The sequence below is a fragment of the Microcoleus sp. S13C4 genome (genome assembly GCF_036700865.1).
Classification (GTDB): Bacteria; Cyanobacteriota; Cyanobacteriia; order Cyanobacteriales; family Microcoleaceae; genus Microcoleus.
In genome coordinates, this window is record NZ_JAUBPS010000006.1 from 29,179 (window position 1) to 53,424 (window position 24,246).

Annotated in this window: 25 protein-coding genes, 1 tRNA gene and 1 pseudogene; 10 read left to right on the forward strand and 17 right to left on the reverse strand. The window is 45.8% G+C overall.

All coding sequences use genetic code 11. From position 1 onward, the window contains the following. Positions 1-43: 43 nt before the first annotated feature. The 4 genes from cobN to QT996_RS04460 form a co-directional block, all read right to left on the reverse strand. On the reverse strand, positions 44-3,859 hold the full coding sequence (cobN, locus tag QT996_RS04445) for a cobaltochelatase subunit CobN (protein ID WP_333044834.1): 3,816 nt from the start codon (positions 3,857-3,859) through the stop codon (positions 44-46). Positions 3,860-4,050: 191 nt separating this feature from the next. Next, positions 4,051-4,911, reverse strand: coding sequence for an EamA family transporter (locus QT996_RS04450; RefSeq protein ID WP_333044837.1), 861 nt, complete (start codon positions 4,909-4,911; stop codon positions 4,051-4,053). Then, on the reverse strand, positions 4,908-5,645 hold the full coding sequence (locus tag QT996_RS04455) for an ABC transporter ATP-binding protein (protein ID WP_333044839.1): 738 nt from the start codon (positions 5,643-5,645) through the stop codon (positions 4,908-4,910). The genes QT996_RS04450 and QT996_RS04455 overlap by 4 nt, the downstream gene beginning before the upstream one ends. A gap of 170 nt (positions 5,646-5,815) precedes the next feature. Continuing rightward, positions 5,816-6,628 carry an ABC transporter ATP-binding protein gene (locus QT996_RS04460; protein WP_333044841.1) on the reverse strand — a complete coding sequence of 271 codons (813 nt, stop codon included), beginning with the start codon at positions 6,626-6,628 and terminating at the stop codon, positions 5,816-5,818. Between the two features lie 215 nt (positions 6,629-6,843). On the opposite strand from QT996_RS04460, the gene QT996_RS04465 reads away from it, so the two are divergent. From QT996_RS04465 to QT996_RS04485, 6 genes are all read left to right on the forward strand, one after another. After that, positions 6,844-7,710, forward strand: coding sequence for a HEAT repeat domain-containing protein (locus QT996_RS04465; RefSeq protein WP_333044844.1), 867 nt, complete (start codon positions 6,844-6,846; stop codon positions 7,708-7,710). Between the two features lie 24 nt (positions 7,711-7,734). Further along, on the forward strand, positions 7,735-8,010 hold the full coding sequence (locus tag QT996_RS04470; protein ID WP_333044846.1) for a HEAT repeat domain-containing protein: 276 nt from the start codon (positions 7,735-7,737) through the stop codon (positions 8,008-8,010). 251 nt (positions 8,011-8,261) lie between these two features. After that, on the forward strand, positions 8,262-8,477 hold the full coding sequence (locus QT996_RS04475) for a hypothetical protein (protein ID WP_333044849.1): 216 nt from the start codon (positions 8,262-8,264) through the stop codon (positions 8,475-8,477). 183 nt (positions 8,478-8,660) lie between these two features. Then, positions 8,661-8,801, forward strand: a complete 141-nt coding sequence (locus QT996_RS28580; RefSeq protein ID WP_445304539.1) for a hypothetical protein — start codon at positions 8,661-8,663, stop codon at positions 8,799-8,801. A gap of 4 nt (positions 8,802-8,805) precedes the next feature. Further along, positions 8,806-9,621: a Uma2 family endonuclease gene (locus QT996_RS04480; protein ID WP_333044851.1), complete on the forward strand. Its 816-nt coding sequence runs from the start codon at positions 8,806-8,808 to the stop codon at positions 9,619-9,621. A 72-nt stretch (positions 9,622-9,693) separates the two neighbouring features. Further along, the gene (locus tag QT996_RS04485) at positions 9,694-11,562 is read left to right on the forward strand and encodes a tetratricopeptide repeat protein (RefSeq protein WP_333044852.1); all 1,869 of its coding nucleotides are present in this window, start codon (positions 9,694-9,696) and stop codon (positions 11,560-11,562) included. Between the two features lie 116 nt (positions 11,563-11,678). On the opposite strand, the gene QT996_RS04490 is transcribed toward QT996_RS04485, so the two are convergent. Then, positions 11,679-12,314 (reverse strand): L,D-transpeptidase, encoded by a 636-nt coding sequence (locus QT996_RS04490; protein WP_333044853.1) that lies wholly within the window; start codon positions 12,312-12,314, stop codon positions 11,679-11,681. 673 nt (positions 12,315-12,987) lie between these two features. Here QT996_RS04490 and QT996_RS04495 point away from each other — a divergent pair. Continuing rightward, positions 12,988-13,488, forward strand: a complete 501-nt coding sequence (locus tag QT996_RS04495; protein ID WP_333044855.1) for an autotransporter — start codon at positions 12,988-12,990, stop codon at positions 13,486-13,488. Between the two features lie 319 nt (positions 13,489-13,807). After that, positions 13,808-15,154: a PQQ-dependent sugar dehydrogenase gene (locus QT996_RS04500; protein WP_333044856.1), complete on the forward strand. Its 1,347-nt coding sequence runs from the start codon at positions 13,808-13,810 to the stop codon at positions 15,152-15,154. Between the two features lie 210 nt (positions 15,155-15,364). On the opposite strand, the pseudogene QT996_RS04505 reads toward QT996_RS04500, so the two are convergent. From QT996_RS04505 to QT996_RS04520, 4 genes and pseudogenes are all read right to left on the reverse strand, one after another. Beyond that, a pseudogene (locus tag QT996_RS04505) lies at positions 15,365-15,811 on the reverse strand (DUF924 family protein); the annotation flags it as partial. A gap of 284 nt (positions 15,812-16,095) precedes the next feature. Further along, complete coding sequence (locus tag QT996_RS04510; protein WP_333044857.1) at positions 16,096-16,452, reverse strand: peptidoglycan-binding domain-containing protein; 357 nt, start codon at positions 16,450-16,452, stop codon at positions 16,096-16,098. A 129-nt stretch (positions 16,453-16,581) separates the two neighbouring features. Then, a complete protein-coding gene (locus QT996_RS04515) occupies positions 16,582-17,220 on the reverse strand; it encodes a ThiF family adenylyltransferase (protein WP_333044858.1) in 639 nt (212 codons plus the stop codon). A 12-nt stretch (positions 17,221-17,232) separates the two neighbouring features. Beyond that, positions 17,233-18,078 carry a hypothetical protein gene (locus tag QT996_RS04520; protein ID WP_333044859.1) on the reverse strand — a complete coding sequence of 282 codons (846 nt, stop codon included), beginning with the start codon at positions 18,076-18,078 and terminating at the stop codon, positions 17,233-17,235. Between the two features lie 135 nt (positions 18,079-18,213). Between QT996_RS04520 and QT996_RS04525 the strand changes: the two genes are divergently transcribed. Next, positions 18,214-18,606, forward strand: coding sequence for a DUF4189 domain-containing protein (locus QT996_RS04525; RefSeq protein ID WP_333044861.1), 393 nt, complete (start codon positions 18,214-18,216; stop codon positions 18,604-18,606). A 143-nt stretch (positions 18,607-18,749) separates the two neighbouring features. Here QT996_RS04525 and QT996_RS04530 read toward each other — a convergent pair whose 3' ends face one another. Further along, the gene (locus tag QT996_RS04530) at positions 18,750-19,091 is read right to left on the reverse strand and encodes a hypothetical protein (protein WP_333044863.1); all 342 of its coding nucleotides are present in this window, start codon (positions 19,089-19,091) and stop codon (positions 18,750-18,752) included. A gap of 253 nt (positions 19,092-19,344) precedes the next feature. Between QT996_RS04530 and QT996_RS04535 the strand changes: the two genes are divergently transcribed. Continuing rightward, positions 19,345-19,806, forward strand: coding sequence for a DUF433 domain-containing protein (locus QT996_RS04535; protein WP_333044865.1), 462 nt, complete (start codon positions 19,345-19,347; stop codon positions 19,804-19,806). A 67-nt stretch (positions 19,807-19,873) separates the two neighbouring features. On the opposite strand, the gene QT996_RS04540 is transcribed toward QT996_RS04535, so the two are convergent. From QT996_RS04540 to QT996_RS04570, 7 genes are all read right to left on the reverse strand, one after another. Next, positions 19,874-20,500 (reverse strand): Uma2 family endonuclease, encoded by a 627-nt coding sequence (locus QT996_RS04540; RefSeq protein WP_333044867.1) that lies wholly within the window; start codon positions 20,498-20,500, stop codon positions 19,874-19,876. A 58-nt stretch (positions 20,501-20,558) separates the two neighbouring features. Further along, complete coding sequence (locus QT996_RS04545; protein WP_333044870.1) at positions 20,559-20,876, reverse strand: type II toxin-antitoxin system prevent-host-death family antitoxin; 318 nt, start codon at positions 20,874-20,876, stop codon at positions 20,559-20,561. A 70-nt stretch (positions 20,877-20,946) separates the two neighbouring features. Beyond that, complete coding sequence (locus QT996_RS04550; protein WP_333044871.1) at positions 20,947-22,386, reverse strand: hypothetical protein; 1,440 nt, start codon at positions 22,384-22,386, stop codon at positions 20,947-20,949. A gap of 211 nt (positions 22,387-22,597) precedes the next feature. Continuing rightward, positions 22,598-23,059, reverse strand: coding sequence for a hypothetical protein (locus QT996_RS04555; protein WP_333044872.1), 462 nt, complete (start codon positions 23,057-23,059; stop codon positions 22,598-22,600). Between the two features lie 131 nt (positions 23,060-23,190). Then, positions 23,191-23,263: transfer RNA gene (locus tag QT996_RS04560), tRNA-Lys, on the reverse strand. Between the two features lie 215 nt (positions 23,264-23,478). Further along, entirely contained in the window at positions 23,479-23,679 is a 201-nt protein-coding gene (locus QT996_RS04565; protein ID WP_333044873.1) for a hypothetical protein, read from the reverse strand. A 125-nt stretch (positions 23,680-23,804) separates the two neighbouring features. Then, positions 23,805-24,002 carry a radical SAM protein gene (locus tag QT996_RS04570; RefSeq protein ID WP_333044874.1) on the reverse strand — a complete coding sequence of 66 codons (198 nt, stop codon included), beginning with the start codon at positions 24,000-24,002 and terminating at the stop codon, positions 23,805-23,807. Positions 24,003-24,246 lie beyond the last annotated feature (244 nt).

A 24,246-nucleotide genomic window follows, 5' to 3' on the forward strand; every position in this document is an offset into this window, starting at 1 on the left:
TGCCCATTCGTCTGCCGCCGCGATCGTGACGTTAATTGAGTATTTATGTATGGGATTCGATGACTGCTTCGGCTTGCAGGGCGATCGACCTCAATTTATCCAATGTATCCTGGTTAGCACTATCCCACAACCCCCGCTGACGAGCTTCTAGTAATCTTTCCGCCATATCTCGCAGTGCCCAAGGATTGTTTTCTTGAATAAATGCTTGCACTTTCTCATCAAAAATGTAAGCCTCTGCGATTCCTTCATACATAAAATCCTCTACACAATTTGCCGTTGCATCGTAAGCAAACAAAAAATCAACAGTTGCTGCAATTTCAAAAGCACCTTTATAACCATGTCGCATCGCACCTTCTATCCATTTGGGATTCACAGCCCTACTGCGATAAACCCGCGCAATTTCTTCTCTCAGTTGCCGCACTTTCGGATTTTCAGGAATCGAGTTATCTCCGAAATAGGTTTCAGGATTTTTGCCTTGCAAATTGCGAATTGCGGCCGTCATTCCGCCTTGGAATTGATAATAATCGTCGGAGTCGAGGATGTCGTGTTCACGGTTGTCTTGGTTTTGGAGAACTATTTGCATTTGGCCCAGGCGTTTTTCAAATGCTTCGGGTGCAGAACATCCCCATTCACTCTGTTTAACTCCTGCTACATCTCCCGGCAAATTTGAGGAACTAGAGGAGGTATAGGCGTAACTGCTCCAATTAATGTAAGCTTTTGCTAAATCGCTGTCATCTGTCCAGTTTTGAGCTTCAATTATGCCTTGAAGTCCTGCGCCGTAAGCACCTGGTTTTGAGCCAAACACTCGAAATTGCGATCGCCCTTGCGCCTCTTCCTGACTCAAACCTGTCGATTCCCAATACTGAATCTCTGCTTGAACTTGTGCTGCTAAAGGGTTGTCTTCTGCCGATTCCTCTAAATCTGCCACAGCTTTTACCGCACTATCAAACAAATCAATTAAATTAAAAAAAGCATCGCGGAAAAAGCCAGAAATTCGCAAAGTAACATCAACGCGCGGCCTCCCTAAAACAGAAACTGGCAAGATTTCAAAATCTACAACCCGGCGCGAAGGGCCATCCCAAACTGGTTGAACTCCTATCAGCGCCAAGGCTTCGGCGATATCGTCTCCCCCCGTCCGCATGGTGGATGTTCCCCACACTGACAAACCCAAAGTTTTCGGATATTCGCCGTTTTCTTGGGTGTATCTTTCGATTAAAGTTTCAGCAGCAACTCTGCCAACTCTCCAGGCCGTTTCTGTGGGAATGGCGCGGATATCTACTGAGTAAAAATTTCGACCTGTGGGCAATACATCTGGTCTGCCGCGAGTGGGCGCGCCGGATGCGCCGCTTGGTATGTGCCGGCCATCTAGTCCGCGCAAAAGGTTGGTAATTTCTTGGTCTGTTTGGAGGAGTGAAGGTAAAAGATAGTTATTTATCCAGTATAATTCTTGTTGAGTTGCTTGTCCTATTTGGAAATTTTTAACCGCAAATGTACGCGGATGAACGCGGATGTTTTCTATTAAATTATCTACTAATTCAGCGGCTTTTTCTTCGAGTTCTTCTACTAAATCGCCTGCTGTGCGGTGCTGAATTATCGACGTTGGATCGCAGGTTAAGGGGTCTAAATCGTAGCCTGAGTCTTCTGCTAGGGCGCGGGTTAAGCCCGATCGCCCGTTGGTGGGATGGCGGGCGATCGCAATTATCAAATCTCTCAACTGTCTACCTTCGGGACACTGCCCGAAAATGTGCAATCCGTCGCGGATTTGGGATTCTTTGAGTTCGCAAAGATAGCCGTCTGTGCGGGTGATAAATTCTGTAAATTCCGATTTATTTAGTTGTATTCCTAAGTCTTTATCTAAGTTTTCTTTGTTTGTGAGGGCGAGAATGCGATCGCGAATCATGGGCAATCTGGACGGATCTAAACTTTGGGCTTCGCAATACTCGTCGATTAAGGTTTCCAACTGCTGCAAAGGCCCGTAGAGTTCTGCGCGAGTCATCGGCGGTGTCAGGTGGTCGATAATCACAGCTTGCGATCGTCTTTTTGCTTGGGAACCTTCCCCCGGATCGTTGACAATGAAGGGATAAAAATTCGGCATCGCGCCTAATGCCACTTCTGGATAACATTTGTTAGACAATGCTATACTTTTACCGGGAAGCCATTCTAAATTGCCGTGTTTTCCAGCATGAATTATAGCGTCAATTCCCAACTTTTCTCGCAACCAATAATAGTAAGCTAGATAATTGTGAGTGGGTTCTAAGTCGGGGGCGTGATAATTTAATGCGGGGTCAAGTTCATATCCCCGCGAGGGTTGTATTCCTACAAATACATTACCGAACTGAATCCCCGGAATCGGAAAAGACGTATTGTTACTTATAAAATCTTGTGCATAGCTTCCGGGAAGCCCCCATCTTTTACAAATCCCATCTTGCACTTCCTGCGGCAAACTAGCAAAATATTCTTCATATTCTGCCAAATCCAAAGATTGATGAACAGGCCGCAATTCGCATCCTTCCGGGTCATTTGTTACGCCCGAAGTCAAAAGTTCAATTAACTCGTTGCCGCTAGCGGGGATGCTTTCAATTTGATAGCCAGCTTGCTGCATAGCTTTGAGGATTTCGACACAGCTAGCGGGCGTATCTAAGCCGACGCCGTTGGCTAAGCGGGCGTTGCGAGTGGGGTAATTTGCTAGAATTATGGCGATGCGTCTGTTGGCGGTTGGGGTTTGTTTCATCTTCACCCAATTCGCGGTTAAATCTGCTACAAATTGAATGCGATCGCCCGCAGCGACATAACCCACTACATCTGTTTCTAATTCGCTGTTCCAAGTCTGTACGGCTTTAAAAGAAACAGCCCTAGTAATGATTTTTCCGTCTACTTCCGGCAATGCTACATTCATCGCCACATCGCGGGGCGAAAGTCCCTGAAGTTCCGTTGCCCACTGTTCCAAACCGCCACCGCTGAAGATTGCTTGCAATACGGGAACGTCTAAGGATTTTAAGCTGTTTTGTTCGGGTTCTTGACTGTTGAAACCGGAGACTGCAAAGCTTGTGGTGTTGAGCAATAATTGAATTGGTTCGGATTCTTTAGGTTGAAAATACTCCAGCAATTCAATTTGCAAATCAGGTTCCCGCAGAGAAGACACAAAGACGGGAACTGGTACTAAGTTTCGCTCAGATAGAGCTTGACAAAGCGCCTCAATTGGTGCTAAGTTTCCTGATAAATAATGAGCGCGATAAAATAAAATTCCGACTTTAGATTTAGAAGTAATGTCTCCGTGTCCGCAATATGACGATGAGTCAATTGGCTTTTTCCAATCGTAAATTCCGACGCGGGAGACTGTTTGAGGTAGGGGTGGATTGTAAGCAGTTTTCAGGCAAGTATCGGCGGCAAATTTGAGGGCGTTAACAAAGTTTTGGACTCCGCCTTCTGTAAAGTAGCGCCACAGTTTATTGACTGCTGATAGCGATACATTTGAATGGCTGATTAAATCTGGATCGGGACTGTCTTCTCCCGGCATTACAATCAGTGATGCCTTAGTTTTCTGCACAGTTTCCCGCAGAATTTCTAACCCGTAAGACCAATAAGAACGCCCTCCTAAAAGTCTTAAGATTATGACCTCGGCGCGTTCTAAAACTTCCTCGGCATAAGTATCAATTGTTAGTTGTTGCTGCAACTGAAGCAGGTTTACTGCGCGCACTTTGGGGAATGCTGCCGGCATTTTGGATGCAGCGGCTGCGAGAGTTTGAATGTCGGTGTCAGCAGCACTAATAAATACTATTGGTGCTGGGGTTTGCTGTATAAAAATTACTCCTTCTGATTGAGGGTTCCAACCTCCGGGTGTGGCGGCGATTTTGTGCATTAATTTTTTTTATTTTAATAAATAGTGAGAGAAAGTGCGATCGCCTTGAGTATAACATGACTTATACATCAATAGAGGCGAGGGCGTGTTTCCAACCCAGACCTCCCCACCCAACCGAGAGAAGGCGATCACGGGGGCACCGCCCCTATATTCGGGGAGAGAACCAGCGTCAAAGTCTCCGAAATCTCAACCTATAAACTGATAAATAAAACTCCCAAAATCATAATCCCGGCCCCTAAGAATCTTTGTTGAATATCTTTTTCCTTAAAAAGGAAATGACCGAACAATACACCCATTAACACGCTAGTACGCTTAATCGCGATCACTTGCACTACGAAAGCTAATGTCAAAGCTTGCATTTGAAAAATTATTCCAATAGCATTGATAAACCCCATACCCGCTAGCATTGGTAATTGTTTGAAAATTTGTCGCCCTGGATTTGGGGTTTTGTGCAATAAAACTGGCAGTAGCAAAACACTCATGGTACCAAACAAAGAGAATACCCAAAAAATAGGGTGGGAATTTGTAACTCCTATTTTGTCAAAATTTGCGGCAATACTCCATAGTACTGCGACGATTAACATCAACTTGGGTCCTGGTTCATCCAGCAGTGCTTTGAATGGGGCTAAATATCCTTTAGATTTCTCTTTGATATTTAATAAATAAGAGCCGGCTACGATTAGTAAAATGCCAATATAATCAAAAAATTTGGGATATTCACCGACAATTAACGGTGAAGTTACCAACATGAATAATGGTGTCAAAGCTACCATCGGTAGTGTCAGGGATAAATCTGATAGTTTGATGGCTTTGATGTAGAGGAGGGCTGTGACAGCGTTGATGCTACCTCCGATTAATAGGGCGAGCCAAAATTGAGAGTTTAATGGCGGAATTCCTGTATATAATACCCAGGGAAGCAAACAGATGACTGAAAAAAAGGAGAGAGACCAAGCGACGACATATTCGTCACTTTTTTTGAGGTTTTGTTTGCCAAAAACGTCTTTGACGGCTTCAAAGAAAGCGGTCAAGATTCCAAAAATTAACCAAGTCAACCTAAATATGCGCTCCTGACTCGCTCGTCGTTTAGCAAATCCGTTCCAATACCTGTGAGAGTAATATTACCAGCCTCTAGCACGTAACCCCGATCGGCAATTTGCAGTGCTAAATTGGCGTTTTGCTCCACTAACAGGATTGTAACGCCTGTGGAGCGGAGGTTTTGAATAATTACAAAAATTTCTTTGACGATCGCGGGTGCTAAGCCTAAACTGGGTTCGTCTAATAATAGCAGTTTCGGGCGCGACATCAGCGCACGGGCGATCGCCAGCATTTGCTGTTCCCCACCGCTGAGGGTTCCTGCTAGCTGGCGGCGCCTTTCTGCTAAGCGTGGAAATATCTCAAATTGGCGCTCTAAATCGGCTTTTACGGCCGCCGAGTCCGATCGAATATAGGCCCCCAATTCCAAGTTAGTTAACACCGTTTGCTGCGCCAAAACCCGCCGCCCTTCTGGACTGTGGGCGATTCCCAATTTCACAACTTCGTGAGCTTGGCGGCGGCTAATGTCGCGCCCGGTATAAATAATTTGTCCTTGGTGTATATTAACTATTTTGGAAATAGCCCTGAGTGTGGTACTTTTGCCCGCACCATTAGCGCCGATGAGACTGACAACCTCCCCCGCATTGACGGTTAAATTAATATTTCGCAGGGCTTGAATGCCTGCGTAATTCACACAAAGATTCTTGAGTTCTAAGAGGATGTTTTGAGTGGTTTTGGGTGGGCTATGTTGCATTTTGTGTGACTTAATTCTTGATAACAAAACTGTCTCTCTTCCAGCAGTCCGCCCGGGGTTGAAACCCCTGGCTCATAGCTGAAGTCCTCTTAAGAGGACTGGAAGATTCATTTAAGGCTAACTATTAATTTTAGTCGTTCCTCGCCCGAGCAGGGAAACATTTACACTTTCTACGTTTCATCTCCCAAATAAGCCTCAATTACCGCCGGGTCATTCCTCACAACAGCAGGTTCTCCCAAAGCAATAAGCTGACCGAAATGCAAGACGGCAATTCGATCGCACAATCCCATAACTAGCGGTACATGATGCTCGATCAATATTACAGTTAAATTGAATTGTTGGCGCACTTCTCGGATAAATTCGCTTAATTTGTGCTTTTCATTGGGATTCATCCCCGCTGCTGGTTCATCTAACAGCAATATTTGCGGTTCTAGGGCTAAAGCACGGGCAATTTCTAAGCGCCTCTGGTCGCCGTAGGGCAAGTTTTTGGCTTGTTCGCCCGCGCGATCGCCCAATCCGACTAAATCCAACAATTCTAAGGCTTTCCGCTGGGTTTGGCGCTCCATTGCGTTAGACGCTGGCAACGCAAATATGCCCGCTAGCAGTGATAAAACTGGATTGCCCGATCGACTGTGGATGTGTCGGGCGATCGCCACATTTTCCAAAGCAGAAAGTTCCCCAAACAAGCGAATATTTTGAAAAGTTCTGGCAATACCTTTATTGGCAATTTGATAAGGTCGCAGTTTAGAAATATTTTCGTTTTGATAAATCAGGTTTCCGCTAGAAGCAGGTATCAGTCCAGTCATTACATTAAATAGAGTTGTCTTGCCCGCGCCGTTAGGGCCGATTAATCCAAAAATTTCGTGTTTTTCAACTGTAAAAGATACGTTGTTTACAGCAATTAAACCACCAAAACGACGAGTTAATCCTTTGGCTGCTAAAACAGGATTGCTTGTTGAGAGGGTAAGGGGATCGGAAATCATAAACACATCATAGAACGAATATAAGATATCTAATTATGCCTTAGACTGCGGAATGTTCTTAAAGTGCAGCTTTTTAAGCAGTATTTAGGGCGATCGATTTCACCACGGACAAGCACAAATTTAGATCGCCCGGAGTCCTGAAACAGTTTGATGAGAATGTATACACAATTATTCAAATGGCTGAGACGGCTCATCAAACACAAGGATTCTGGCCCATGACGAAGCACTACCGACAAAGATTAGTTGCCGTAATAGCCCTCTCGTTTCTATCTTTCACATCCGCTTTGCTGTTGACTCGCAATGCTGCGGCTGGAATTGGGGACGAACCCACAGCTAATCCCAAAGAGATTCCCTCCCTCACAGAGAAGTTAAAGAGTAACTATGAAACGGAACTTGATGCAGCTATTAAGCTGTTAGGAAAAATAGGTGAACCAGCGAATCCCGATTTGATGGAAGCTTTGCAGGCTCAGAATTTGTCAGTCCGCCAGGGTGCTGCTGAGGCTCGGAGACAAATCGGTCTCCCTGCTATTCCTGCCCTTATCAAAACCTTGAAAGACTCAGATGTGTCGGTTAGTGCAGAAGCTAAAACTACACTGCCGCAGCTAATTCTGTTGCTGAAAGACTCCGATGCAACTGTGCGTAGCCGTGCAGACTATGCTTTGGGAAGGATGGGTGCAGAAGCTAAAACTGCTGTGCCGCAGCTAATTCTGTTGCTGAAAGACTCCGATGCAACTGTGCGTAGCCGTGCAGCCAATGCTTTGGGAACTATGGGTGCAGAAGCTAAAACTGTTGTGCCACAGCTAATTCTCTTGCTTCAAGACTCCGATGCAAAGGTGCGTAGCCGTGCAGACTATGCTTTGGCAAGGATGCGTGCAGAAGTTAAAACTGCACTGCCACAGCTAATTCCCCTGCTTCAAGACTCAGATGTAACTGTGCGTAGTAGTGCAGCCTCTGCTGTGGGAAGTTTCGGTGCAGAAGCTAAAACTGCACAGTCACAGCTAATTTCCCTGCTTAAAGACTCCCATGTAAATGTGCGTAGTAGTGCAGCGTCTGCTTTGAATAAAATCCGTGCAAAAGCTTAAACTGCACTGTCGCAGCTAATTGTCTTGCAGAAAGACTCCAATGCAAAGGTGCGTAGTAGTGCAGCCTCTGCTTTTTTGGGAAGTATGGGTGCAGAAGCTAAAACTGTTGTGCCGCAGCTAATTGTCTTGCAGAAAGACTCCGATGCAAATGTGCGTAGTAGTGCAGCCTCTGCTTTGGGAAGTATGGGTGCAGAAGCTAAAATTGTTGTGCCGCAGCTAGTTCCGCTGCTTCAACACTCCGATGCAAATGTGCGTAGCCCTGCGACCCCTGTCTTGCTAAGTATTGCTTTTCACCTTTAAAAAAAAGCAAAAACGCTAACTTCACCGGAGTTAAATCAGGCTGGAGCAAACCTAGAATCAGCCTTAAAAATTTTGGATGAACCTAAAGCTAATTTTTCACAAACAACGATCGCAAATCTCCGCATATACATCAATCCTCTCAAAGCTGCACAAAGCAATCGCCCATTCATCCAATCAATTCCCACAAATCCTTACATCTGGGGAATTTACTTATTTTTCCTCTTCGGAACCTCTGCCACTCCCAGGCTGTGGTGGCGAAAAATCTACGAAACTTTAAAACCGAAATAGCCGACGACAGAAGTGTAGCCGGGAATAAATTCAGCGATTCACCCGTCCACAAAGATGCTAAAATCCTAGCCTGGAAATGCCTGAAACCAACCTATCGCCCCGCAGTTACCAACTGTCAAAATGCGAGAAGTTTTCTGGGTGAAGAAAAGGCCGAATTACGGCTCAACTATCTAGAATAAAAACTCATAATTATCCACACAAAAGCTGTAATTTATGCCCCACTTAACTTTGCTTTAGATCCGCTAGCGGAGTATTTAGCTGCCCTATATTGGCTAGATATCAACGGTCAAGATTAGAGTAAATGGGAATTTTTTTTGAATGTGGCAGACTCCCAAAATTCACCAGTGGCAATCTAAGGCTTTCTGTTAGCAGTAAAAAATTGCTATCTCGATAAAATCCCAGGTGCAAAAGATACCGAATTTCTGCCGCAAGAAATCACATCGCGCTATAATATTACAATTGCCGTACCGCTTCAATCTCCTCAAGCCGTCTCGCCTGGGTAATCTTATGACGATGTACGTACCGGATTCGCAGCATTCCCAAACAAAAGTCCTCCCTACGATGTATGATTTACCCAGTGAAGACCCGGAGGAACCCGGTTTGCCTGACGAATTCCACGACTTTCAACCCGAACTGCTGCGTCTAACCTGCCGCCCCGCCAATCATCCGCCAGAACAAATATTTATAGCGACAGACCTCAATCTCTACTACGATTCTAACCATCTCAATTGGTACAAAAGACCTGATTGGTTTGTCGTCTTGGGGGCTCCGAGATTTTATCGAGGTGATGAATTGCGCCTCAGCTACGTGATGTGGCAAGAAAATGTCAGTCCTCTGGTAGTAGTAGAACTGCTGTCACCGGGAACTGAAGATGAGGATTTAGGAATTACAGAAGAAACACCAAATAAACCACCTACTAAGTGGCGAGTTTACGAACAGATTTTGCAGATTCCTTACTACTTTGTTTTTAGTCGGTACAACAATCAACTGAGAATATTTTGCTTGATTGGTAATCGTTACCGCGAACAAGTTTTAACCGAGTCGCGCTTCTGGATACCGGAATTAGAATTAGGTATAGGTTTGTGGGAAGGTTGTTATCAAGGTTGTTCGAGGTGGTGGCTGCGCTGGTACAATGCTAGTGGCGATTGGGTTCTGACTCCAGAGGAGTTTGAAAGGCAGCGAGCCGAATTAGAAAGTCAGCGAGCCGAATTAGAAAGTCAGCGAGCTGAATTAGAAAGTCAGCGAGCTGAATCAGAAAGTCAGCGAGCAAATCGATTAGCCGATCGCCTCAGAGCAATGGGCATTAATCCAGAGGAGTTGTAAAATTAAATAGCAGCATGAAATGGTGCAAGCTGCAAGCGCTGTCGATAAAAATTTATTAACTAAAAATAACTTATGCCTGAATCTACTTCATTGCGCGATCGCTACCTAGCCCTAATCGACAAAATTGTCGAAATCACCCTCAAAGGTCAAATTCGCTCCAAAGAACAAGTTTATCAAATGCTGGTGCAAGACATTAGCACTGGTACGGGCGAAATCTTTGAACGCTGTTTCGGTGAACGCCTCGATGCCACTGAAAATCAACTCAGAAATGAAAAAGACGAAATCAAACAAGCAAAGGCAAATCGCACCCTCAGAGCTCTCAAAACTATCCAAGGAGAATGGGAACGCTGGCAGAAAGATAACCGCGTCGATCGCGCAATTGCATCCTCAATCCAACAAATTGTTACTGCCGAATCTAACGCCCGCCTCCTGGCATTATTGCAAGTAATCGATCCGAATAAAGAACATCCGCTGACTCTCGCTCAATTGCAGCAATTGGCAAAATCTCTGCACCAACAAATGCTGCAAACTGCCAATCCTGAAACCGAACAAGATTTGCAGCAAATAACCGCCGGCATCGCTAAAGGTTTAGAATCTTGGCAGCGTTTGGAACCGGAACTTGTGGGCTGGATTTATCAGCCGCAGCAGCTAGGATTTGCCGGTAGTCCGGAACAAAATGGGCCTTGGGCTTTTTGGGCAAAAAAAGTTAACAGTCCCTTTCCCCAAGCTCTTTTGAATACTATTGCGCTCGGTGAATCGGTAGTTCAATTCGCAGCCAAGCAATCGAATTTAGATTTAGGCATATTGGTGGAATTAGCGATTATCTTGCAGTGCTTGCAGCGGGCGTTGGCGGCATGGTTTGATAAGCAAGTTTATGATTCCAAAGTGTCAACAAAAGCTTCAATTTCTACTTACATTACTTTTGCGGTCATTTGGAGTCAGCTAGCGAGTGGATTTAATAATTCTACCAAGAGTGGCGAGCAGTTAGCCAATGCTTGTTTTCAAGTAACTTTGCAAATTTTGCGGGCTTTTTCTCAGCGGGAATACTTTCCCCTTTACGGGGGAATTTTTGCTTCGTTTGATGGTAAAGCCCTGCGACATACTTTGGATTATTTAGACGAACCGCTGCGGCGAGTGGAAGGCACTCAAGCGAAAGCTCGGATTCTGACGCTTTTGGGTTATTCGATGCAGGCGGCTGGGGCCTACGAGCGATCGATCTTGCTGCACAAGCAAGCGCTGGAAATTGCCCGTACCGAAGGAGACAAAGCTTGCGAAGTTGCCAATCTCAATCACATCAGCCGCAACTATGTTGCTCAAAAAAATTATCAGGAAGCGATTAATTACAGCCAGCGGGCTTTAATTATGGCACGACAAGCGGGAGAGCGACAAGGGGAGGCAAATGCTCTGGCTAATTTGGGTTACAGTGAAGTGTTTCAAGCGCGGCAGTTGGAGGAGGTGGAACCGGAGGTTTACGAGAGTGCGATCGGTTATTTAGAACAAGGTTTGTTGCTATCGGAAAAATTGGGCGATCGCCAAAGTCAAGCTTTTTGTTCCAGCAGTCTCGGTATTGCTAAAATTGCCCTGGAAAATGCTGAAGCTGCGATCGAATATTTGCTCAAAGGTTGGCAAGCGGCTCAATTCTCAGGGGATTTATATTTGCAAGGTCTGAATTTGGCTTACTTGGCTCAAGCTTATTACAGAATCAACTCACTAGAAAAAGCGATATTTGCGGGTAGCTTGGGGATGTATACTTTGGAGCAAATTGGAGCGATTGAGTGGCGTCAATCGGCTGGTTTGTTGACAATTTTGCGGGGTCAAATGGGGGCGGAATCTTTTAAACAATCTTTGGCTAAAAGTCGCGCGAATATCATTCCGGCGATCGGTGTTGATGGCTACGATTACATCCCGGAGTTGCTGGAAAAATATCAGCAATCTATTTAAGGTTGCATTCATTGCCCGCACGGGGGTGAGAAACCGGGTTTATTGGGAAAATCGACTGGATTTCTGGTTGATTTTGTGAAAAAACCCGGTTTCTTTGCCCTTCAACCTGGCAATAATCAATGCTCAACTATCACCGGTGTGCCAACTGCGACTTTCTCAAATAAAGCCTGGGCGTCTTTATCAAACATTCTGACGCAGCCGTGAGAAGCCGCCCCCCCGATCGACTCGGGATTCGGAGTACCATGAAAACCAATCACATTCTTGCCATCCGTCCAAAACCCCATCCACCTACTCCCTAAAGGATTGTCTGGCCCAGCAGGAATAAGTTCTCCTGTCCAAGGATTTTGCCAAACTGGATCTTTGATCATTTGAATAACTTTAAAATTGCCTGTAGGAGTTTCCCACCCGCCTTTTCCCACAGCAACCGGAAAACTGGCTTGCACCTTATTTTGTCGGTAAACATAGACGCGACGTTCTCGCAATTTCAGCACTAAACGCACTTCCTCCATAGGATTTACCGCAGGCGTTGGTTCCTGGGGAATATACCGAAATGGTTCTCCCAAAGGCGGCAGTTCTGGGGCTGGGAGATTCGGCAATTTTGTCTCGGATGTGGGCTGCTGTGCTGCGATCGCATTATTACTTGAATTAGCCACCACTTGGGCAGTCGCCTGCTGCGGTATGCCGACCGACAGCGCCGCTGCACTCAAGCTCAGTACAATTAACTTGTTAAACAAAAATTTGCTGTTCACCATTGTTTTGTTCGCTAAAATCCTCACCAGCAGTTCCTACAAAGTTCCTATCTAATTATCCGCCAACCGCACCCGATTATAAAAATTTTGAGATGGCTTTTTGACGGCAACTGCGCTGCAGCGTTTTTAGTTGAAATTTCACCACTGATAACTTGTAACTCAACGCAAAGCTTAGACAATAATACTACGAAAAAAACAAGGTTTTTATAAGTGGCTCAGTAAAGTTACGCACTAGAATGTCGTGAGAAAAATCGGTTTATGCGTAAATCTTGCCAGAAAATGATTAAATTTTACCTCCGACTAATTGGATTTTTTAGCCATGGCCGACTGAGGATCGAGTATTCAAACTATGGCGCTGCTGTATCCGGCAAGCACAATCTGTCTTTGGGTAGAGTTGCCCCCAGCAACAGTTAGGTTGGCGGAAAAAAACTGCTACGGTCGATCGAATAAACTCAATATATCACGGCAACACTCTAGAGATGCAAACCGCTGAACTTGTTGTAAATCGGGAACTTATGATGTAAAATTTAGTCTTTCAATACTTGTTCGATAATCTTTTTTTGAGATTGTCATAAATTTCCTACTCTGGGGATTAAACTGGATTAGGTATAGAGGTTGGGACTTTCGCGCAGCGGAAGCAAACCCGACCCTGAATAGCAGTTAATGTGAGGTTTCAATGCGTCTTCAGAACATCAAATTATTGACAGGTGCAACACTGTCGGTGCTAATTTCGGCGGTCTCAGTACATCCTGCGATGGCTAACCCTGCAACTCAAATAGCCCAAACGCAGACCACCACAACAGCCAACTCTCGAACCATTGTCGGTTTTGTCAAAAGTATTGTCGGCGACGTAGTAACTATTCGCGAAGAAAACGCGCCGTACAGGACTCTCAGGATTCAAAGATGCGTCCTGAGAATTATTGGCTTAGTACCGGGAATGAAAGTCAGAGCCACAGTTGCCGGATCTCAGATACAAAATATCGCGGTGATCCCCGATTATAAGGTGGTAGCCACAACGGTTGCTCGTCCCGCAACCCCAGCACCGGCACCGCGTCCGGCTCCAGAACCGCCACCGCGTCCGGCTCCTGTACCGCGTTCGGCTCCTGCTCCGATTCCGGCTCCCCGTCCGATTCCGGCTCCGGCTCCCCGTCCGGCTCCTGTTAGAGGACTTTGGTAGAGCTAGGTTCTACCATTTTCGATTTTCGATTTGCGATTTTCGATTGAAGATTGGCAATGACAATCAAGCAATTTGGTTCCGGACCCGCGGATTCATTCGTGGGGTCGCTTTCTTCAATCTAAAATCTAAAATCTAAAATCTAAAATCTAAAATCGACTGACTGATGAAGCTCAAGGTTTGGATCACGGGCCTACAGTTGCATTTTTTTTTGCAACTGGTATGAGTAAGGGGAATTAAGCCACCGCGTGCGCGGTGGCTTCGCTGTTTAATAGCAGTTAGAATAATAGAATTGTCCAGCAATTGTTGAGAAATCGCTGCTATGTATTACCTGCGTTTCTTGCTGCTAATTCTGCTGTTGCCCGTGATTGCGTGCGATCGAGCTACAGATGCGATCGCCCCTGCTGTTGGCGGCAACGGCCCCCTGTCGCAAATTCCCTCCCGTGCACCGCTGACAAATGTTGGCACAAATCAAATTGTACCGACCAAACCGCTGTCGCCGCAGCCAATCCGCATTGTTGCAACTTCTTTGCCGCAGCCAGGAGCCAGCGAAAGCGCCTCAAAACCTCCTCAAGTAATACCGATTCCCGCATCGCCAGTGCTGCGAGTGCCTCCTGGCTTTGTCGTCAACGTTTTTGCTGACAATTTAGACGCTCCCCGATGGCTGGCTTTGACGCCGACAGGCGATGTTTTGGTAACAGAAACCCGGCAGAATCGGATTACACTATTGCGGGATGCCAACCGCGACGGGGTTGCTGAGGTTCGCAAGACTTTTGCAAGTACCCAAAACGGGTTAAATATTCCCTTTGGCATGGCTTTTGCCGATCGCTATTTTTTCCTCGGAAATACCGATGAAGTCCGCCGATTTTCCTACACAAAAGGGCAGGAACAATTAACTGGTACTGGTCAAAAAATTGCCGATTTACCGGGCGGTGGCTACAACCAACACTGGACGCGAAATGTTGTCGTTTCCCCCGACAAGAGCAAGCTTTTCGTATCAGTTGGATCGCAATCTAATGCCGATGTCGAACCGCTGCCGAGGGCCTCTGTTCAAGTGATGAATTTGGACGGCCAGAACAAGCAAATTTTTGCTTCCGGTTTGCGAAACCCGGTGGGATTGGATTTTCACCCAACAACCAACCAACTCTACGCAACAGTCAACGAACGCGACGGTTTGGGAGATGATTTGGTGCCGGATTACTTCACAAGAATTCGTCAAGGCGAGTTTTACGGCTGGCCTTACGCTTATTTTAAGCCGAATTTGCTCGACCCGCGCCACTCCAGAAATGGCAATAGCGATCGACCTGATTTAGCGGCTAAAACATTAATGCCGGACGTTTTGTTTCAGGCGCATTCGGCGGCTTTGGGGCTTCAATTTTACGACGGCAAAACGTTTCCCAAAAGATTCCTGAACGGGGCGTTTGTGGCGTTTCGCGGCAGTTGGAACCGGAACGCTGGAACTGGTTATAAAATCGTGTTTGTACCTTTTAATGCGGCGAACGGACGCCCTCAAGGTTATTATGAGGATTTTCTGACTGGTTTTCTCACAGATCCGTCGGGCCCTAAAACTTGGGGGAGGCCGGTTGGTTTGCTGGTTTTACCTGACGGGAGTTTGCTGTTTACTGAGGAAGCGAATAACCGGATTTATCGGGTGCAGTATCGCCGCTGACGATTGGGCGATCGATAAATTCTTCACCCTCGTATACTTTTTGTTGAATCAAGAATTTATCTTCTTTTCTAATTTCACTATTCAATTTGAGATTCGCTGGGTTGGGGCGGGTTTTGTAGAGAGATGGTCTGCTGTTGGTTGTGATTGCGCGCTCAAACCGCCTCTACAACCTCGAATATATCAGAACGATCGAGATTTTGCGATCGCGCTTTAAAATCCCGAACCAGGTTGTTTGAGAAATTCCGCTTCTTCGGGGGTTGTTTCGCGTCCGAGAATTTCATTGCGGTGGGGAAATCTCCCAAAACGCTGGATTATTTCCAAATGCTGCATCGCGTATTCCATGAATGAATCGCTGTCAGGTTCGCCGCTGAGTTGGCTAAATAGTTCGACAGATTTTTGCTGGTTTTCTAAGTTTTCGCTGTGTTGAAAAGGCAGATAAACAAATAATTTTTGTACAGTCAGCAATTCGCGATCGAAGTTATTATTAACAGCATATTCGGCGGTGGCTAAAGCTTTGCTGTCTGTGGCGAATGCTTGGGGCGTTCCGCGAAACATATTACGCGGAAATTGATCCAGCACTAGAATTAATGCTAGGCAGTTGTCGGGGGAATCGTGCCAGGAGTCGAGTTGACCGGAGGCGGCTAGTTCGTATTGCGGGAGAAAGCGCGATCCTCTTCGAGGGCTTCGCTAACGAACTTCTGCATCAAAATCCGCATCTTTTTCAAACCATTTCTTGTGGACTTTGCCAAACTCAGGAGAGTGCGATCGACCAAACCAAAAATCTAAAACTTCATTCATTAGCAATCTAGTATGCGATTGATTGTTGATTAAAGCTTCTGTGTCTGTAGTTGCACAAAATGCGCTATCTGTCCAACTACAAACCGCAGCGATTAATGATTAGCAATGATGACTTAGGAACCTTTATTGTCCGGTGCTTAAAGTTACAAACTAGCAAACAGTCTGTCCCAAGTTTTGCCTCCCACAACTCCGTCTACAGGAATATGAGCTTGCCGCTGAAATCTTTTCACTGCATTTTCGGTTGTCGGACCGAAAACGCCATCAATTACGATCGGGTGTGGGGACAAGCCCCGCGCGTTCAACAACTTTTGCAGTTTCTTCACATCGTGCCCTTTCGAGCCGCATTGTAAAATCCTTTTATGGTGTCTCACTGCTGGTCGATGGCAATCATTCGTGTGGCAAACTGCGGAACCCGCTGCATAGTTTGCTCTACTTGTGCCCGTCAAAACTAATAGGGCGAGAACTGCTAGTAAATAATAAAAAGTCTGTGATCCGGCCATACTTTCCCTGTTAATTTTTCAAGCGTTTTTTGCAAGTTGGACGATTGTTTGAGGGTGAGAAACCGGGTTTATAGGATGGGGGCATCCAGTCTTGATTGACCGGGTTTCTGGCAACAGTCAACCGACATTCTACAATATAAGTGGCTTTACTGCAAAATCTCCGATCGTGCAAGTTAAATTTTGTTGCTCTTTGGTAGCAGCAAAGGTAACAATAACTTCGCAGGCAACTGCAACTGTCAGGATTACCAAGTTTCGCGCCAGTGGGTAATCGCAAACGTCATCATTCGTCGCTGAAGGAACCCGATAGTGTTCGTTCCAAATTATTTCGGAGTAATCCGCAGCTAATCCGACGTGCACGCACGGAAGGGAGGCACTCGCACAGTAATCCTTGACTGCTTGCCGCGCGACACTGTTATCAAAAGTATCGATGACTGTGGCGCTGTTGGCCAGCAGCCGATCGGCATTTGCGGGTGTCAATTCTTTTGAGTGCGCGTCAATGCTGACTCCCAAAGCGCGGTAGAGGTTGTTGGCGAAAATTTTGGCTTTGAATGCGCCGATGTCCGATCGATAATAGGGTTGAGTGGAAAGGTTGCGTTCTTCGATGCGATCGCGATCGATGACTTTTAACTGACAAAAACCCGATCGCGCCAAACTTTCTGTAATATTCGCACCCAAAGCGCCCGCCCCGCACACCGTTACCGGGAAATTTTTGATCTGCGACATCACTCCGGGACTTCTGTAAAGTTGTTCGTGAAAAAATATACTCATGGTAATCAAGAATTATCGATTTTCAACCACTCCAACCAATGAATGCAAGTCGAAGTCTTTGTCCAATCCGCTGAGACAAATGCCAGCACTCATAACTGTCAAGTCATTTTTGGCGATCGCAGAAGTGTGATGTTCTCCAGTCCCGCTAGTCCATTCAACCAGCCAATAATGTTTGCGATCGCAAAAATCCCGCAATTCACCGCCGCCCATTTTTAGCGCCCGCTGCAAGCGCTGTTGATCCAGCACTTTCGGATCGAAATCTTTAATATTTCGGAACACCAATTCGTAAACAGTTCGCATTTCCGGCGTCATCCCTTTAAAGCGAACTTCTTGAGGCAAAATCAACTGTTTTAAAGCTGCTTTTAACTTCTCAGAGGGCAGCGGATCGGCGCGCCTGTCAATTTCTTCAAACCACAAACAATGACCGTCCCACCGCCCAACAATCGGCTCAAACTGCGAACCTTCTGTTACTAAATGCACTGGTACTGGTTTCGCAACACCAGTGCGGTGTTTAGCATCAGATTCGTTAACAGGATAAGCCAGCCACGTTTGCCCTTGCAGCAGGCAAGCCAAGTGCAAGCGAACGGGGAGGAGGAGTTGCAAATACTCGGCCACTTGCGGCAAACTCGGTTCCTGAATTACCGCAGCAATTTCCTCATTAATCGGACGAAAAATAGCCCATCCTTCAAAGTTGCGCGGCTGCGGTTTAAAAGTATAAACCATTGAGCTAACCTTTATCCGCACGCTTCCCCCGCGCACGCAGGGAGCCAGGAATTCGGTATCGACTAGCTGCCCTTCTTGGGCAGCGAGTGTGCTGAGAATTTGGCGGATATCTGCCACTAAATTGACCTCCATCATCTTACTTTTTGTTACCGAAGACACTTTTAATTTAAGAAATTATAAAGATTCGTCAACACTATTGACAGGAGTTAATCTCCTAATCTAATATTGAGCGAACCTCGCAAGTTAACCTTGTAAATATCTTAAGTAAATATGCTGCAAAAGCTTTTTTCTAAGTTGGTTGTAGTCACAGCTTTGACACTTCCTCTTTTTGGCTCAGTCCAGGTAGCTAAAGCTCAGGACAGCTATGGAGCTACTGCTTATTCTCCCACTTCTGACGCCACTGGTATTAGTTGGGATCATGCGACCGAAAAAGAAGCACTAAACGCAGCAGTAGCCGTCTGCAATGAACAAAGCGGAGGTGCGAACGACTGCGAACCCCTGACATCTAATAGTAATAATTGTGGAGCGATCGCAGTAGGCAAAGGAGGAGCAGGTGCGGGCTGGGGTGAGGATAAAGCCGCAGCAGAAGCTCAAGCTCTCGCCGGTTGTAGCGAACTAGATGGTGGCAACTGTAAAGTCCAGCTTTCAGCTTGTAACAACTAATTAAACTGATAAAAATTGCTGGAAGAGGTGTATATGTTGGCTGCTAAAACAGCTTAAAAAATAGTAAATGTATGGTGTGCATTGCACACCATACCAAATACAACTCAGCTAAAATTAGGGTACGGAATGCACACCCTACGCAGTTAATCTCCTACTTCCGAAGTAACGGCATCGGGTGGCAGCAAACTTTCTAATCTATCTTTAGACCAATATTCAGTAGGGTAAGCGAGTGCAATAATATCAGAGAGTCGAATCAGCCACGTAACTTGTCCGTAAGCATCGATATTTTCCGCCTGTTCGTTAGGGGGAACTATCACCAAAAGTTCCACAAACTCCCCGAACAAATTAATCGGGATGCCGCCGAAACTGCTATTATTTGTTTTAATCCAAACTTTGCTGCCTCGATCGAGAGCTTCTTGGAGTCGCTGGCAGAGCAAACGGGATTTTTTGACCTGGGATTTTTTGGCTTTCGACTTTTTTCCCATAGTTTTAAGAAGTTAAAGTAGTTGTATTGTGGGTTGCACAGTTCGTTGCACAGTGGGTTACACAGTTCCTTGAGATTTAGCGCGATCCTCTTCGTTGGCGTAGCCCCCGTAGGGGCGGGCTTCGCTAACGCAGTTTGGTATAGAAACGGACTGAAGCAAAAAGGTCGCTCGCCCCGTCGCTATTCCATTACTCTAGTCTATAAGAAAGTGCTGTACTGCGATCGTAATAACAATTTAATCGCAAAATCGAGAAATGACACCAACTCAAAAAAATGCCAGTGTCGCCAACCTCCAAACCCTGGCTGTTATCAGTGATTCCCAATCTAAAATCAAAAATCTAAAATGGTATTACCTGCCGTATCATGTTACACAATCAGTCAACGAGATCCGTGTTTGTACTGTGCCCAAATGCAGTATAATCGGCGGAATCTTCCCAAATCGTTTAAGTAAAACAATGGACTGGCGAAAGCTCATTCATCCAAACCCCAAAGCTTCAACAAGTCAACCAGCAGCGCCAGAAACTCGATTATCTGTAGAATTCTTGCTGGGGCTCTTTGCTGCGGGATGGACTCAACAGCAGGTGTTAGAGAAATATCCTGCACTGACTGCGGAAAAGTTGCGCGCGGCTTTGGCTGGTGCGGATTCCCAGTTAGTGTCATCCATAGCCAATCCAGAATTACAAGAAATTATCGCTCAAACTAGAGAAGAATTTTAAATAGGTAAAAAGTTGTCGCTTGAGGATATTGAGGGAGATGTTTGGGAGTAAGTCGCAATATTAAATCTCAACTTCCCCTTAAATTTTCTCTAACTCTTTCCCGAAACTCCAACACCGCCTCAAGGGGGTCAGGCCGTTGTACATACTCCGCAATCACTGATAAATCCAAATTCGGCAACAACTCGCTTTGCTGCATTTTTTCATATTCCTCTCCCCGAAGATGATAAACCTCAAAGCGACGATTTTTCCAGAACCAAACCTCTCTGATGCCGAGCTTTTTGTAAACTGCTAACTTGTCCAGGCCGCCACTGCTGAGTACAACCTCGATCGCTAAATCAGGAAATTCTTTTTCTGTACCGATACAATAGCACTCATCCGGTTCTGTACCGCCCTTTTTTGCTTGAATGCGGAAGGTAGTTGAACCCAATCCCCAAAACCGAGTCCGTGTTTCTTGAAAGTACGCTTCTAGCAGCATCCCAATACTGGTTTTATCTCGATCGTGACGGCGACTTGGGGCCATAATTTCCAGCACTTCATCTAAATAAGTAACCCGATACCAAGGACTATCTCCGAGTTGAGTCAGTAGTTGTTCATACTGTTGCCAACTTACCCCGCTGGTAATAAATCTTTCCACGGGATCTTCGGTGAAAAGCTCTAATTCGGTTGCTAAATCTTTGATTAATATTGAAGTCACCAACTGCTCCTGCCAAGTTTAGAGTATAGTAGAAGATTGTGATTCTGTCATCAATGATTTAACTGGTGAGCGCTACCTCATTTTCACTATTATCCTCTTCATTAATCCCAAATTTTTTGCAAATTTCATCGAGCGTCTGAGGTTGAACAACTCTTGCTTTAGCTCTCTTTAATGCTGTCAACAAACGAGTTGCATTGGCAGACGACCTCAGCAAATAAAGGGTTTCTAGCAAACTTTCTAATTCTGCCTCAGAAATCAAAACCGCATTTTTACCGTTAGGCCTATTAATAACTATTACTTCGCCAGTTTCCACAGCGCGATCGCAGAGATTTTCTAAATTTGCTTCAGCGTCAGTGTATGTAATCTCAGTTGACATACAATTCTAACTCCCACTAACTTTGCGAGCACAGCCCGCCAGCTTAACTGACGAGCCATGTCCAATTATATCACTTATCATCCCTCACAGGCAGCGACGTGTCCAGAATTTCCATCAACAATTCCAGCCGCGAAGGACGGCTCAACATCGGCACTAAATTCGGTAATGAGTAGTAATCACCCGCAAACGTAAAGGTTTCCACCGATACTTGTTTGTCCTTTAAGTGCTTCTCAACATCTTCGCACCAATCACCAACTCGCACAATCAGAACATCAGGAATTACCCCCAAACGGTGGCAGTAATTCGGGTAAGCATCCACGAAGTAAGGTGAAGAGTTTTCGCCTTCATCTGTTACGATAATGAATTGATCGACAACCTGCTTTTTAATTCGCATTGCTTCCACCGCGCAACCGCAACTTGTGCCGCCGCCAGCGCGAATGTGCTTGAAAGCGCGTTCCCAGTCTGTCAATTCGCTGCCGTTTGCTTGCACTGGGTACGGCATCGTGTCAAAGGCATAAACGAACAGTGCAGCGTCGGAAATGCCGGAAATCAAGGCAGCGAGACGCTTGCCGACTTCGAGCGCACTTTCCATACTTCCCGACTTGTCAATCAACAAACCAGTTGCTTTCGCAATCTTGCCGCGCTTCTTCACCTGTTCGTTTGTCACCGCTTCCAGCTTCGCCGCCGTTGCTGTGTCGAAGTTCGCGCCCGCGCCCGCAACACTCGCTTTGTAAGCAGAAACCCGATCGCACTTTGCCGCTTCATCCAGCTTCGAGTCAATCAACTGCTTGACTTCCGCGTGATCCATCGCGCCCCGCGACTGAATCGATTTCAAATTGTTGATAACTTCCTGCGGCGACATCGAGTTAATCAGCGCGGCCAAAACCGTTGGCGTTAGCTGTTTGATCGCACCAACTGCGATCGTATACGGAATCTTGTACTCAACAATCAAATTCGCCTGTTCCGCAGGTGTCGCCGCCTTTGCTAACTGCTTCAAAACGAATGCCAGAGAGTCTTCCGGCGGATTGTCTTTAAACAGGATAGCATTAGCGCGATCGCTCGGCTTGACGTGCAGCGTTGCGTACAAATGCTTCATCGCCTTGCGGTTGCGGATGGCCGCGCGATCGAAAAACTGTGCATTCTTTTCCCGCGATTTCAGATAGCGAGTGACAGCAGTGCGCGCGCTGCGGGGCACCTTATTCTGGTGCCGCTTCATAAAGTCCACAATCCGCGAAACCTCGTAGGGAGGGAACTCTTGCAGCATCATAAAACCGGCATCTCGGTGTTCCGTCAGCGCCGAAGTCAGCAAATTTCCGGCAAAAACTTCCTTGTGATCGCGCACGTCGCCGTGACGTTGATACCACACTGCTAAATGACCGTAAAATATTGGGTCTAATTCGATAATTAACTTGTGAATTTCTGCTACTTTTTCTAATTGACGGTGCGGAGTTGTGAGCAGACTGTTGAGCATTTCCAAACGCGAATCGCGCTCTGCTGTATTCATATTCATTGGTGTTACCTTCCTATTCGATTTTGGATTTTGGATTTGAGAAGTATTCAAAATCGGTGGTTGGCCGTTGTTGCACGCTAGCAAGTGAAATTTAAAAATCACCGCGCAAGTTTGGGGAGCTTTTTTTTAGTAAACCTATGGCTAAACCTAATAGGGTCTGTATGTAAGCTCTCGCGATTGGGGCGCGGCAAAAACTGCGATTTTAAATTAACTATTTCAGGGAAACTGTTTCTAATTCGCTCGCTCTCAAGTCTGGTTCAACCCAGTTAATTCGAGCTTCCCAAGACATCAACCGATCGCGCGTGTAGTAGCGAAATGGTAAAGTGCGATCGGCATATTTTGCAATCAAACCGTTAGCCAGATGTACGATCGACCGATTTTGACTTTCATCGGCGAGATATCGGCGAATAGTTCGCACCCAAAACAGGGTTAGTGTTTCGTGATACCCGCTATCTTTTGTGGTTTCAATTCCTTGAGCCGAGTTGTAACGTTTAATGCCATTGCGAATGGCATTTATCGCTTCTTGCTCCGAGTCATAACACAGATACCAAAGGCCAACGGTTAAATGTGCTTCGTGCGTCCATTGACTTCGCGACAGGTTGCATTCTTGGAAGGCATGAATCAGACTGTCTATCTCGTTGGGCGATCGGTAAATTGCCAGTCTTTTTCTCATGGCTCATACCCAATTTATTTTTGAGGATGCAAGTCTTCAATACTAACAGGATTACTTAATTATTATCCTGAATTAACAACCAGAGCTTATAGCGCATAAAAAAGTCACTTCGCGCAAGTCAAGAAAGCCGTTGGCACATACGCAGGAGTTGAACCCGCGACCAGTCCCTTAAGAGGGGATTGCTCTACCAATGAGCTAGTATGTAAGCTTCCTTTGTTGGGGCGCGAAGTGGAACTTTTCAGCGCCGGATAGATATAAAAAATTCAGCTATAAAAGGCAGCGCACAAGTCAGAGAAGCTTTTATTTAGCCTCTCGGCAGGTAGGAATTGAACCTACTATTCGATTTTAAGTCGAACGTTTCCAGTTTGTAAGCTTCTTTAGTTGGGGTGCGCTGTCTAATACGTGCTTTAAGTGAATTTCTAGCCGTAAACGGCTTCTGGGCGGACAATTAAATCCCCACTGGGACGGCGATCAATAACGTAAGACTCGAAGCGAGATCCCTTGACATCAAAATGATTGGCCAGACGTTCCTTAATAGCCTTGTCGCTCATTCCTGCTGCGATGCCCAGTTGGTTTTCTGCCAAGTCATAGGAACGTCCTTCAAAACGAATGTGAACCATTACCGATACCTCCTAGAGCGATTTGGGATTTGGGATTGGTAGCTTATCTGCTCTCGACTTTGGCTTTTGTGAGACTTAACAAATTGCCAGTATCGGTAAAGATTCACGAAATCTGATAATCTTTACTAAAAGAAGCGCCGTTCTAAATGATAAGCTTGTTGGATTTTGCGGATTTCCTGATCCTTTTTAGTTGAGTGAAATCGAGCTGAAGTTGTCTGTTCTGCATCCGCATTAAATTGGTTGAAATTAGACTGATCCTGTACAATCTCTGGCTCGGAGAGAGTCAGTTTGTAACCGAACAGTTTGGTGTAAAGTAACAACATGACAATTCAGTCTCTGTTATAAGACTTTCAAATTGATGTTCCTTGGAATTTCGAGCTCTATTCAGTTTTCAAGGTTCAGAAGCGGTACGGAAAAGAGAGGTTTTTGTCTGTCCTGTGCTTTCCTTACTTTTATACTACATACATAATACAGAAATGTCAAGAGGTCGCGAAAAGTTTTTTGGTTTTTGGCTGAAACCCGCTTGGAAAGGTCAACTGCGGTGTAGGCACGGGACACTACGCCTAC

What these genes read in the sequence shown, in the direction of transcription:
- cobN (WP_333044834.1), bottom strand. Translation starts at nt 3,859, where the DNA reads ATGCACAAAATCGCCGCCACACCCGGAGGTTGGAACCCTCAATCAGAA.
- QT996_RS04455 (WP_333044839.1), bottom strand. Translation starts at nt 5,645, where the DNA reads ATGCAACATAGCCCACCCAAAACCACTCAAAACATCCTCTTAGAACTC.
- QT996_RS04460 (WP_333044841.1), bottom strand. Translation starts at nt 6,628, where the DNA reads ATGATTTCCGATCCCCTTACCCTCTCAACAAGCAATCCTGTTTTAGCA.
- QT996_RS04465 (WP_333044844.1), top strand. Translation starts at nt 6,844, where the DNA reads ATGACGAAGCACTACCGACAAAGATTAGTTGCCGTAATAGCCCTCTCG.
- QT996_RS04480 (WP_333044851.1), top strand. Translation starts at nt 8,806, where the DNA reads ATGACGATGTACGTACCGGATTCGCAGCATTCCCAAACAAAAGTCCTC.
- QT996_RS04485 (WP_333044852.1), top strand. Translation starts at nt 9,694, where the DNA reads ATGCCTGAATCTACTTCATTGCGCGATCGCTACCTAGCCCTAATCGAC.
- QT996_RS04490 (WP_333044853.1), bottom strand. Translation starts at nt 12,314, where the DNA reads ATGGTGAACAGCAAATTTTTGTTTAACAAGTTAATTGTACTGAGCTTG.
- QT996_RS04495 (WP_333044855.1), top strand. Translation starts at nt 12,988, where the DNA reads ATGCGTCTTCAGAACATCAAATTATTGACAGGTGCAACACTGTCGGTG.
- QT996_RS04500 (WP_333044856.1), top strand. Translation starts at nt 13,808, where the DNA reads ATGTATTACCTGCGTTTCTTGCTGCTAATTCTGCTGTTGCCCGTGATT.
- QT996_RS04510 (WP_333044857.1), bottom strand. Translation starts at nt 16,452, where the DNA reads ATGGCCGGATCACAGACTTTTTATTATTTACTAGCAGTTCTCGCCCTA.
- QT996_RS04515 (WP_333044858.1), bottom strand. Translation starts at nt 17,220, where the DNA reads ATGAGTATATTTTTTCACGAACAACTTTACAGAAGTCCCGGAGTGATG.
- QT996_RS04520 (WP_333044859.1), bottom strand. Translation starts at nt 18,078, where the DNA reads ATGATGGAGGTCAATTTAGTGGCAGATATCCGCCAAATTCTCAGCACA.
- QT996_RS04525 (WP_333044861.1), top strand. Translation starts at nt 18,214, where the DNA reads ATGCTGCAAAAGCTTTTTTCTAAGTTGGTTGTAGTCACAGCTTTGACA.
- QT996_RS04530 (WP_333044863.1), bottom strand. Translation starts at nt 19,091, where the DNA reads ATGGGAAAAAAGTCGAAAGCCAAAAAATCCCAGGTCAAAAAATCCCGT.
- QT996_RS04535 (WP_333044865.1), top strand. Translation starts at nt 19,345, where the DNA reads ATGACACCAACTCAAAAAAATGCCAGTGTCGCCAACCTCCAAACCCTG.
- QT996_RS04545 (WP_333044870.1), bottom strand. Translation starts at nt 20,876, where the DNA reads ATGTCAACTGAGATTACATACACTGACGCTGAAGCAAATTTAGAAAAT.
- QT996_RS04550 (WP_333044871.1), bottom strand. Translation starts at nt 22,386, where the DNA reads ATGAATATGAATACAGCAGAGCGCGATTCGCGTTTGGAAATGCTCAAC.
- QT996_RS04555 (WP_333044872.1), bottom strand. Translation starts at nt 23,059, where the DNA reads ATGAGAAAAAGACTGGCAATTTACCGATCGCCCAACGAGATAGACAGT.
- QT996_RS04565 (WP_333044873.1), bottom strand. Translation starts at nt 23,679, where the DNA reads ATGGTTCACATTCGTTTTGAAGGACGTTCCTATGACTTGGCAGAAAAC.
- QT996_RS04570 (WP_333044874.1), bottom strand. Translation starts at nt 24,002, where the DNA reads ATGTTGTTACTTTACACCAAACTGTTCGGTTACAAACTGACTCTCTCC.